The sequence below is a fragment of the Simkaniaceae bacterium genome, from assembly GCA_021734805.1.
Lineage (GTDB): Bacteria > Chlamydiota > Chlamydiia > Chlamydiales > JACRBE01 > Amphritriteisimkania.
This window is the reverse complement of sequence record JAIPIG010000045.1, coordinates 1-10,440: the sequence shown is the minus strand read 5'-3', so window position 1 is coordinate 10,440 and position 10,440 is coordinate 1. Positions and strand designations below refer to the sequence as shown.

At 42.3% G+C, this 10,440-nt stretch carries 8 protein-coding genes, 2 tRNA genes and 1 rRNA gene; 6 read left to right on the top strand and 5 right to left on the bottom strand.

Features of this window, described 5'->3' with window-relative positions; translation table 11 throughout:
• The 3 genes from K9M07_07590 to K9M07_07580 all read left to right on the top strand — a co-directional run.
• A 16S ribosomal RNA gene (locus K9M07_07590) occupies nucleotides 1–94 on the top strand; the annotation flags it as partial.
• Between the two features lie 181 nt (nucleotides 95–275).
• Nucleotides 276–349, top strand: a tRNA-Ala gene (locus tag K9M07_07585).
• A gap of 37 nt (nucleotides 350–386) precedes the next feature.
• Nucleotides 387–460, top strand: a tRNA-Ile gene (locus K9M07_07580).
• A 193-nt stretch (nucleotides 461–653) separates the two neighbouring features.
• On the opposite strand, the gene K9M07_07575 is transcribed toward K9M07_07580, so the two are convergent.
• Nucleotides 654–1,187: a hypothetical protein gene (locus tag K9M07_07575; protein ID MCF7853082.1), complete on the bottom strand. Its 534-nt coding sequence runs from the start codon at nucleotides 1,185–1,187 to the stop codon at nucleotides 654–656.
• Between the two features lie 139 nt (nucleotides 1,188–1,326).
• On the opposite strand from K9M07_07575, the gene K9M07_07570 reads away from it, so the two are divergent.
• Nucleotides 1,327–2,532, top strand: a complete 1,206-nt coding sequence (locus tag K9M07_07570) for a hypothetical protein (GenBank protein ID MCF7853081.1) — start codon at nucleotides 1,327–1,329, stop codon at nucleotides 2,530–2,532.
• 235 nt (nucleotides 2,533–2,767) lie between these two features.
• On the opposite strand, the gene rlmN is transcribed toward K9M07_07570, so the two are convergent.
• The 3 genes from rlmN to K9M07_07555 are packed head-to-tail and all read right to left on the bottom strand — an operon-like array spanning nucleotide 2,768 to nucleotide 6,366.
• Nucleotides 2,768–3,916, bottom strand: a complete 1,149-nt coding sequence (gene rlmN / locus K9M07_07565) for a 23S rRNA (adenine(2503)-C(2))-methyltransferase RlmN (protein ID MCF7853080.1) — start codon at nucleotides 3,914–3,916, stop codon at nucleotides 2,768–2,770.
• A 51-nt stretch (nucleotides 3,917–3,967) separates the two neighbouring features.
• Nucleotides 3,968–4,990, bottom strand: coding sequence for a hypothetical protein (locus K9M07_07560; protein MCF7853079.1), 1,023 nt, complete (start codon nucleotides 4,988–4,990; stop codon nucleotides 3,968–3,970).
• On the bottom strand, nucleotides 4,987–6,366 hold the full coding sequence (locus K9M07_07555) for a nucleotide sugar dehydrogenase (protein MCF7853078.1): 1,380 nt from the start codon (nucleotides 6,364–6,366) through the stop codon (nucleotides 4,987–4,989). Before K9M07_07555 ends, K9M07_07560 begins: the two co-directional genes overlap by 4 nt.
• A 47-nt stretch (nucleotides 6,367–6,413) precedes the next feature.
• On the opposite strand from K9M07_07555, the gene K9M07_07550 reads away from it, so the two are divergent.
• Nucleotides 6,414–7,460: a lactonase family protein gene (locus tag K9M07_07550; GenBank protein ID MCF7853077.1), complete on the top strand. Its 1,047-nt coding sequence runs from the start codon at nucleotides 6,414–6,416 to the stop codon at nucleotides 7,458–7,460.
• A complete protein-coding gene (locus K9M07_07545; protein ID MCF7853076.1) occupies nucleotides 7,461–8,168 on the top strand; it encodes an aquaporin family protein in 708 nt (235 codons plus the stop codon).
• Nucleotides 8,169–8,170: 2 nt separating this feature from the next.
• On the opposite strand, the gene K9M07_07540 is transcribed toward K9M07_07545, so the two are convergent.
• Nucleotides 8,171–10,072, bottom strand: a complete 1,902-nt coding sequence (locus K9M07_07540; GenBank protein ID MCF7853075.1) for an AAA family ATPase — start codon at nucleotides 10,070–10,072, stop codon at nucleotides 8,171–8,173.
• Nucleotides 10,073–10,440 lie beyond the last annotated feature (368 nt).

Sequence of the window (10,440 nt, the reverse complement as noted above, 5' to 3'; positions counted from 1 at the left end):
CGCAAGGGGAGAAGCGCCTAAGGTGAGGCCGATGACTAGGATGAAGTCGTAACAAGGTAGCCTTACCGGAAGGTGAGGCTGGATCACCTCCTTTTTAAGGACATGAAATGAACATTTAGGTGTTCATCTCTAGGTTGAGCAAACTCTTTATCCTTCTTCACTTCTCTTTAGCTGTATAAAATATCGAATCTATTACTCTAGATTTCTGCTGATTTATCTTTTGTTAAACAACCTTTTCAGGTTGTTTTTCAATTCGTAAGGATAGCAAAAAATGCGGGGGCTTAGCTCATTTTGGTAGAGCATCTGATTTGCATTCAGAAGGTGAGGAGTTCGAATCTCCTAGCCTCCATCTTACAGCCCGCAAATAATGTCAGGCCAAGATTAATGCGGTTATAGCTCAGTTGGTTAGAGCGCGACACTGATAATGTCGAGGTCCCAAGTTCAAATCTTGGTAACCGCATTTTAATTTTTCACTCTTCTATTATTCTAAAAAATTCATATCGGTTTTTCATTCGACTTTGTGAGTTACTTAAAGTAACCCACCCGCCTCAATCTTTGCACCTGGACGCTCGAGCTATGTTTAAACTAAGCGATTTATTAAAACAGGGAAGGACTAAAAAAACTCCCTTCCCCAATTTTGTGAGAAATGCAGATTAGTTGTCAGAGCATCGCCCATTCCAACAGGTATCGACAATTTTCCCGACGATCGGTAAACCACCTAGAATACCTGCTGCACTCCAAAAGTAAGTGGGGGCATCATTGAGAAAATCTTGGGTTGCATCATGACAGGTTGAGCATTCTGTGATGCCGGAATAAGGATTAGGTTCACAGGGCGCACATGAATTCTCGCGATTAGTTCCTAAAATGCGCGTTGCTAATCCGGCGAGAATACCCGCTCCGGATAAAACGAACATAGTCAATACACAGCATCTTGATCTCAAAGCGCTGCTTGTATTATCAGCGCAGCTTTGGATATCATTGCATCTTCTTTCACAGAATGTGGTTTCTCTCGGAGGAACATAAGGCCTTGCCTTAACAGATGGCTCATAGGGAACGTAAGGCCTTATCGCAACGTAAACAGGTTCCGGTGAAGGGGGTCGTAAGGGGGTCCTTTCAGTGACCTCAGTTCTAATCGTTCTAATTGTTTCAACAGTCTCAAAAACTCTAACAGTTCCGGCAACTCTCATATTTCCAATACTCCGTAAATCATTTTTGGGTAAATTATACTTGATTTGTTAAATTAATATAAAGAAATGAAGAAATCCGATTGATTTTTTTTTAGTCTTGCCGGATAGTGCTCTGCAAAGACTACCCTACGGAGGAATTATGGCAAGTGTGTCTAGAGTCATGTGTCGTGCTAGAGTATTCGGTGCTATTGCACATAGCGCTGCCGTACCTACTCCACGATTAGGGGTCTTTGCTCCTCGTATTATAGCGTCTTCTATTTCAACAACGCCCCCATTATGTAAGGAAAAATACCATCTTCCCGATGACTGGGAGTCGCTGTTAAAGCGTATTGCTATATGCAATGATGTGGGATTGGGAAAAGCATTGGCACATGAATTGCTCAGGATTGCTGCCTCGGATGCCAAACAGGGGCGGGTGCTGATTGATGAAGCTGTCAAATATGGATTATCTGTAGATGATTTAGCGGTGTGGGATATTGAAAGGCATCCGCTATTACTGGCCGCTCAACATGCGCCTGAAAATTGTGCTTATTTATTAAAGCTTGGTGCCAATCCTAACTTGGATCCGAAGTGGCGCCATGAATCACCTATACATATAGCCGCAGCCTCTTCTTTAGAACTGACTGTTGCATTATTGGAAGCGGGAGCAGATGTCAACGTAAGGGCTTTTCCTAAATTATGCAAACTTAAAGGGATGTTTTCAGATAAGCCATATCTTCCAATTGAGTTTGCACTGCTCCATGGAAAACAAGAGATTGTTTCCCTGTTCTGTTCCAGAGGGATCGATATTCAAAACAAAGAGAGTGCGATTCAACTGTTAGAATGCGCAGCGTGTTATGGGGACTTTGAATTTTTTAAACTTTGGTATGCAGAGTATAAAGAGTATTTTACCTCCCCTTCGGATGATTTAGGCAGCATTTTTAGAGCGATCGCTTGTTCTTGTGAGAATTTCGCAAACGAAGATAAAAAGAACATCATGAAGTTTCTTCTAGATCAAGCCCCTATTGAGATTGCTTGGGCCCCTTTAGATGCAGCAATCGCTGCCAAGGATGATGAGATGGCAAGTCTTTTTATACGTTCACGTGCAAAAGAAGGGTGCTCTGATAGTTCGTATTTATACGATGCTATGAACCAAGATTTAGTTTTGACAGTTGAGGCGCTATTGCAATCAGGAGTAAATCCATTTGCAATGGTGCGTAATAAAGAGATTAAGAAACTGTTCAATAAATATACAAATGTATCACATACGATGAGGCGCTTTCTTAAAGATGGTGTCCCGGATTTTGTTAATCAATTGGTCAATGGGGCCATTGCGCTCCATTTAGCTGCTAAATCAAAGCATTGAGCTCTTTTGTTGACGGTTAAGGAATACGGGCTCTCACTATCTGCCCGGGCCGCGTGCAAATCCCCCTCTTGTGCTTAAAAGCGGGGAGCTTGCAGCTCAGGGCTCCGTTTTATAAAAGGGAACCTCTGTTTTCTTAAACGATTGTAAACAAACAGCTTGTGTTATAAAAGTTCTTTTCGGTCACTTAAGACCCCCGTATTTCATTGAAGTGGAATCGGTGCACTGAGGTCTTTGTTCAATTTTTTGGATGATTCATAAGTCGACGCCGCTCTTTGTGGAGAATGCGGGGGTCCATGTTGAGTTCGTGCTCGGCTTTAGCTGCGAGCTGGCCGCAACCACCGCTTACATCTTGTCCGCGGCTGTAGCGAATGGGGGCCGGGATCGAGCGGTCGGCGAGATGTTTTTGAAAAGCGCGGAGTCTCTCGCTGCCGGATGGGTGCATTTCAATGCCGGGAAAGTGATTGATGGGAATGAGATTCACTTTGGCTTTGATGCCATGAAGAAATTTCACCAGTTTTTTAGCATCGGCAATCGAATCATTCTCATTTTCAATCATCACATATTCAAAGGTAATGCCGTAGCGCGAAGGAGCCGGGTAATTGAGGAGCGTTTTTTTGAGTTCCGAAAGGGGGTATTTGCGATTGACGGGCATCATCGCACTGCGTTTTTCTTCATCTGCGGAATGCAGAGAAATCGCAAGCCGCACGGGTAAATCTTGAGAGAGACGCTCAAGAGCGGGGATGAGGCCCGAAGTTGAAATCGTCACGCGATTTTTGGAGAGGTTAAGTCCATGAGGATCAATCATGCGTGAACATGCTGAGACGACGTGGTCGTAGTTGTCAAGCGGCTCGCCCATGCCCATAAAAACGACGTTAGAAATTTTTTGATCAGAGCCGGCTTGTTGAAGCAGGCGGTTGGCTAGAAAAATTTGTCCGAGGATCTCACCTGAGGTGAGATGGCGCTTGAGCCCCATTTTGCCCGTTTGGCAGAACGTGCATCCCATTTTACACCCCACTTGGCTACTCAGGCAAAGCGTTGAGCGATTCTCGTAGGGCATGATCACCATTTCAATGAGGTGTGAATCGCTTGTTTTAAGCAGTAGTTTATGTGAACCGTCTTTCGATTTTAAATGGGCCTCAATAGCGAAGAGATCCCAACAAAAATCTTCGAGGAGTTGCCGGCGCACCGCAGCAGAGAGGTTCATCATCTCATGGGGGGATAAAATTTCTTTTTGATAGATCCAGCTGATGATTTGATTCGCTACGAAGGAGGGAGCCTGAATGCGGGCGCACCACTCTTTCCACTCATTAAAAGAGAGGGAAAGGGGGTAAAGAAGCGGTTTTATAGGAGCTTCCTCTAGAAGCGTTAATTTAGAGTGTATCATTTCTTCTGCATATAGTCTAAAAAGAGAAGATTATACCTGAAAGGGGGTTTCTTATCGAAAAATAAATTCGGTGAGTTGAGAATCGTTTCTAAACTGGTGTAAAAATAATTTTTTGTGGCTCGGCCAGGATGGATTCATGAATCCGACCTGTCCGATATGAATAACCCGGGTTGCGACAGATTGGAGTCGAATATGGCCGGTTAGCCAAAGAGAAAGGCAAGTCACAGTGTCTTGATTCGTACAATAAATGGCATAGTCTTCAAAATTTAACTTTGATGGAAGTGTGCGATGGGGAGAAAACAATGGAGGCCGTTTTCGGTAGTCATTAAATTTCTCGATCAGCCAAGATCGGACTTGATCGCCAAATATCCCAATCCCCGGTTTAGAGCGATCGATTCTGAATTTATCTACACCCACTAAAGGATCGATAAATCGCCTCTCATATTCGTACAAAAGGGGAGAAATGCGCTCCCATACCGATCTATCTAAACAATAGGCAACAAGGCTATAAAAAGGGGTTGTCTCCTGAATAAGGGCGCGGTTTTTTGTTTTTTGGCGGTATTTGATGATCTGCTCATTCCATAATTGAATAGTACCTATGTTATCATATTTTTTGTTTGCCCATTCGCGCAGATGTTTCAATGTTTTAAAATAAGATGAGCTGATTTTCACATCTTCTTCAAAAATATAGGCACTTTCAAAGTGACACCAATCAAACATAAAGCGTTTGGCATCGATGTGATTTTTAGGGATACCATAATTAACGGGGCGGATGATGATGTGCTTAGTCGCAATATTTGCCTGTGAAATTAAATCGATATTCTCTTGTTGTTTGGCATCCGGTCCTCCATCAAGAAAAAAGAAAAAGGGGAGTTCTTGGGACTCACTTGTTTCTTCGATAGAAGCGAGGAGCTGTTTAAAATAGTGGGGGCGATTAAAAGCAACGATCGCTACACCTTCTTTCTGTCTATTTTTGAGAGCATAATGCGAAAGTTGAGGGTCATAGCCATGTTGTGTTAAAGCGTGTAGCCCACAATGCAAGATAAAACAGAGTAAAAGGAGTAATGGATTCATATGATGTGATAGCCCAAAAGTTTAGCTTCCTTACGATTAAAAAGACCTTTAGGGTCTATGATTTTTTTTGATTTTACAAGGGATGCGATTTTTTTGAGTGAAAGCTCTTTAATTTGGGGCCACTCTGTGAGAATGAGAATACAATCGGCATTATCTATAGCTTCATAGGGTGAGGTGAAATAAGTCAGTGTTGGAAAATGCGATTTCATGATGAAATTTGCATAGGGATCATACACGTGGATATGGTAACCTTGGTCCATGAGTCTTTGGATAATTGTGATGGAGGGGGCATTGCGAATATCATCGGTATTGGCTTTAAAAGTAAGGCCAAGAATAGCAACGGTTGGGGACTCAAAATGGGTGTTGGCCAGCGATTCAATGACCCTATTGGCAATCGATTGTATATGTTGCTGATTCGAAAAGAGGGTTTGATGCATCAAGGTGCTTTTTAACCCATAATTCTCAAATGTTTTAGATAGGCCTTCGACATCTTTCGGAAGGCATGATCCACCAAAACCACAACCCGGTTTGATATTTTTTGTAGGCAATAAAACCTCGCTTTCTGCAATCCCTTCAATCACTTGGGACATATCGGCTGAGAAGTGTTGGCATAAATGATTTAACTCATTGAAAAATGTGATGCGAAGCGCTGAAAAGCCATTCCATCCGTATTTGATCAGTTCTGCCGTTTCATGGTTTGTTTTAATGACACGTATCGTGGGATATTTGACTAAAAACTGCTGGTATAAGGATTCAATTTTTGCAATGGCCTCAGGGGATTCTCCCCCAATGACAATGGGATTGGTGTTATAAATATCTTGTAGGGCAGATCCTTCTCGCATGAATTCAGGATTGTAAACCAATGCGGTCGTTTTCAATTGTGTTCCATTTAGATACTGCTTCAATGTTGACATGGTACCGGGGGCGATGGTGCTTTTAATACAAATTAAGGAGGGGGTTTTATTGGCTGTATTCAGGGCATCAATCACTTGATAGATTGAGCTAATATCACAATAACCCTGCGCATCGGGCGGTGTTCCGGTGCATATATAGACGATACTTGAGTCGGGAATATCGGCAATATGATCCGTGAAGACAATCGGATATTGAAAAAGAAGGAGATCTAGGCCCGGCTCGTATAAGGGAGTTTGTTGATTTCTCAACGCAATAATCCGCTCTTTTTTTATGTCCATGCATGTGACTCGGTGGCCTTCTTGAGCTAAAATTCCACTGGTGATTAATCCCACATATCCGGAACCAAAAACAGTAATCGGTTGCGAAGACGGGGTGAAATGATTTGAGTCATTCTGCGCGCATAAAAAAAGCGCAAATAGATGGCTCAGGAAAAAAAATATACTTCTAAAGAGAAAAGTCATACATTACACAAATAAGACCATTTATTTTTATTCAGCATAGGGAAAACATGAGTAGTAAGATAATATTTTGTCTGGGAATGACGTTAAGTTTTTTTTCTTTTCTATCCTCAGACACTTCTCTTAAATTGATTTCATCTCATTATACGCCAAATTCCATATTAGCGAGGAAATCCAATTTTTATCCAATTGTTGTTAGTCGTAGGGCCAGATATGCAACGTGTACCGGTGCAACATGGTTCCATGGAAATTACTTGGCTGTGCTGAATTTATTTGGGAAAAAAGTCTCAGTGTATGAATTCAATCGTGATGAAAAAACATTTCGCTGCATTCAAGAATTTACAAACTCGGATGGGGCCCAATTTTGTGAGCCGACCAATTTAGCCGCTTCTCCGGACGGAAAGTATTTGGCCATTACAAATAGCGGAGCTTCTCCGGAAACTAATTTATATGCCATTGATTTAAAATCTCACAAAGTAAGTCCCAAACCAATCATGCGGATACGAGCCGGATCGTTTGTCCATGGTGTTCGCTTTAGTCATGACGGGAAATATCTCGCAACGGCGGGCTGGGAAAACAAACAACAAGTTACACTCTACAAAATGGACCAAACCGGTGATCGAGTGCAGGTAAAATTTGTTGATAAAAAAGCGGCGCAATTCCCAATGATGAAACCTAAGGGAATTATTTTTACGCGTAATCAACGCTACCTCATTGTTTGTTATGCATTTTGTGTCGGACATCAGACAAATGCCCCGGAAAATGCGATGGTTGTCTTCCGATTTGATTCAGATAGAGGGAAAATACTGGAGGTCAGTGATATTAAAAAGTTTTCGGGACCTTTTTATCCTGAGGATTTAGCGCTGATTCATCATGATTCGGAAATTATTTTGTCCAATCAAGGCAATGATACGATAACGTTGTATTCTTTTGATCCAACATTGGGAAAAATTGGGGAGTGTCTGCAAACAATCAATGGAAAAGAGGCCGCTTTAAGTTTTCCTCATGGAATGACTGTATCTAGTGATGAAAAATACTTAGTCGTCACCAATTTCGGTGATGATAAATTTAATCTCTATGAAGTGAGTGATGAGTAGATGAAAATTTTTCTTGCCGAGTGTATTGGGACCTTACTTCTCGTTTTACTGGGGAATGGCTGCGTTGCAAATGTGCTCTTAAAGGGGAGCAAGGGGAAAGGCGGCGGATGGATTGTCATTGCCACCGGATGGGGGCTTGCCGTTGCCCTTGCCGTTTATGTTTGTGGCTGGGTGAGCGATGCGCATATTAATCCGGCTGTGACAATAGCTTTTGCCGTCATTCATAAGACGTCATGGTCTCTGGTTCCTTTTTATCTTGGTGGGCAATTTATAGGGGGATTTATTGGCGCATTGCTTGTCTATGTCACCTATTATTCCCATTACCAAATCGAAAAGAGTGAGGAGTTCAAACGGATGAGTTTCTGCACACAACCGGCCGTGCATCAACCTGTGGTTAATTTCCTAACCGAGTGTATCGGCACCTTTGTTTTGCTCTTCGCCGTTTTGGGGATTATTAATCAGCACAACAGTCTATCGTGTGGCATAGCGCCCGGCTTAATAGGCATTGTTGTTTTCAGTATTGGCCTCTCATTAGGCGGTCCTACCGGTTATGCGATCAATCCGGCACGTGATTTAGCGCCGCGGCTTGCCCACTCACTGATTTATTCTTTTGAAAAATCACAATGGCACTATGCATGGGTCCCCCTTTTCGGGCCGCTTTTCGGGGGGATCTTCGGAGCTTTTTGCTATCAGCTGATTTTCGGATAGAGCTATGGCAGATCATCATCGGCAAGTTCAACAGAAGTCCCGATGGAATCTTGTGAAGATTTACCGGGAAGGGCTTTTAAGCGCTGTTCTCGCATATGGTGAAAAAGATGCTCAACCGTTTCGGATGAAATCTCCTCGACAAATAATGATTCATATGTGACCTCATACTTGAACTTTTCTTGTCGAAGAATGCGACGAAGTGCAGGTAGAGCCACTTGGTGTGTTAAGATCATTTGCCCAATCAGCTTTGTTTTTTGAGCCGTATTTTTTTCTTGGATTGCTTTTTCAGACAGGTCAAATAAACTGTCTTGAAGAGCGATAACGCGATTTTTGAGTTGCCATAAATAATCGAAATCGTTTCTTTTTTGAGATAGTGATGTTTCGAGAGTGTGAATGAGCCCTGTGAGGCGTTGAATTCTTTCGAGTTGGGTCATATCTGACAGCGTGGGATCTCTTGCGATTTGTGTTTTCAATATGCGCTCAGCTAAAGATTTTTCTGAATTGAGCTCTTCAAGTTGTTTATGCATTTCAGGATCACCTGAAAAGTTAAGCTCCGATGCTACATAGTCCAAAAGTTGAATTGCAGCGCGAGGGAACGCCGTTGTGCGCGTCTCATCTTTGCTGAGGAGTTCAACGGCTTTTTCAATGGCTGCTCGACTCAGAGGGAGTTTGCGGTAGCGCTCTAGTAAAAAAGAGATCAGAGCCGGCCCTTTGAGTTCATTGACAAAGATGGTATGGAAGCGGCCAAAGAAAGCGATGTCATGGGCCATTTGTTCGCGGTATTCTTTATCGGTTGTGGCAATCATAAGGTTGAGTTGTCCTCCATCCGATTTTGATTTCAAAGTTTGCAGTAGATTCGCTGTGGTGACCGTTCCTTTGCCGACTTTTGCGGCTTGAATTTCATCAAAGAAAAGGATGACATCCTCTTCTTTTCCCTCAAGATCGGCAAAAAGGCGATCGAGTGGCGGCATCGACATAGATCTTGTTTCAGACCATGAATAGCTTGATCCGGCAATTTTAGCAGAGTTAATCAGGCAAACGGTTTTACCTTTGAGTTGATCGGGGACATTGCCTCTGGCAATCGCTTGAGCTAACCCTTCTACGAGCGCTGTTTTACCACTTCCTGTCGGTCCCACTAAGAAAATGGGTTTGCGCATTGTTTTTGTTTCGGCGCTGAGTGTGCGGATGATTTCATTGAGTTCGTTCTCTCGTCCGCATATTTCGGGTTGGCGTAAATTATTGTGCTTTGCCTTGAGGGATAAGTTGTCGCTAAAGGGGAGTTCTTGGGGAAATAGTTCAAGGACGAGGTTCAATAAACGATAAGCGAGATAGACCGCTGTAGCGCTTGCCGTAAGTGCTAAATAACGCATCGTCGGCGATGTAAGATAATCCGTTACCATTTTAATATAGTCGAGGGCACTTGTAATCAATGTATTAAAAAATACGAGTTGATTTTGCGCTTGCCAAGATGAGCGGGGAGGATGGTCAAGATCGATATTAAAAGCCATTAATACAGATAAAGCAGCAAAGGCAACGAGTTTGGAAAGAAGCGTTAGCGGGAGTTTCTGGGCGAGATATTCATAATATGTCCTCTCCATTACCGGAGTTTTACAGTTCGAGATCGCTTCAAATGGACTCAGAAACGTTTCAAGAGTTTTCCCTGCGGGGAGTAGGTGTTGCGCATTTTCAATCCATTTTGGATCTTCAATCAAATCAGAAAGTTGATCATCTCTTAAATGATCGATCAGGTGCTTTTTAATCGAGGCCCACTCATCATGCGTTTCCGGAAGCGATAGCGCGAGGTCTTTAATAATGTCATTTAAATGGGGAATCGGAGATTCAAGGGGCGCCTTTAGGCCGACCCACTGAAGAGAGCGATGATAAAGAGAGGTAATTGCTAGCATAAAAACTCCGTATGGATGAGGGATATTGGCAAACATAATACAGTAGATGTGTCTGAGATGGAAAGAATTAAAATTAAAATTTGCCGCAAAAATGGGGTAAATCTTAAAGCCCAATATTTGGGGGAAAAATAAAAAAAACAAAATTTTTCTCTATGAAAAATGAAAAAAATGCAAATTGAATTTGCTTAAAATTAGCTGATTTCGTACATTAGTGTGCATCTTCGACAATAAAGAAGATAAAAACAAAAAGCCAAAGAGCTTTTAGAATAAAAGTGGGGTTTAGGCCTCATTTTTTTGTTCTCTTGAAAGATCATTATTATCTCAAGAAAAATTAAAAGATTAAGTGTGGTATAACACACTTAACACAA

Coding starts and splice junctions, on each gene's coding strand:
- K9M07_07575 (MCF7853082.1), bottom strand. CDS start 1,187: ATGAGAGTTGCCGGAACTGTTAGAGTTTTTGAGACTGTTGAAACAATT.
- K9M07_07570 (MCF7853081.1), top strand. CDS start 1,327: ATGGCAAGTGTGTCTAGAGTCATGTGTCGTGCTAGAGTATTCGGTGCT.
- rlmN (MCF7853080.1), bottom strand. CDS start 3,916: ATGATACACTCTAAATTAACGCTTCTAGAGGAAGCTCCTATAAAACCG.
- K9M07_07560 (MCF7853079.1), bottom strand. CDS start 4,990: ATGAATCCATTACTCCTTTTACTCTGTTTTATCTTGCATTGTGGGCTA.
- K9M07_07555 (MCF7853078.1), bottom strand. CDS start 6,366: ATGACTTTTCTCTTTAGAAGTATATTTTTTTTCCTGAGCCATCTATTT.
- K9M07_07550 (MCF7853077.1), top strand. CDS start 6,414: ATGAGTAGTAAGATAATATTTTGTCTGGGAATGACGTTAAGTTTTTTT.
- K9M07_07545 (MCF7853076.1), top strand. CDS start 7,461: ATGAAAATTTTTCTTGCCGAGTGTATTGGGACCTTACTTCTCGTTTTA.
- K9M07_07540 (MCF7853075.1), bottom strand. CDS start 10,072: ATGCTAGCAATTACCTCTCTTTATCATCGCTCTCTTCAGTGGGTCGGC.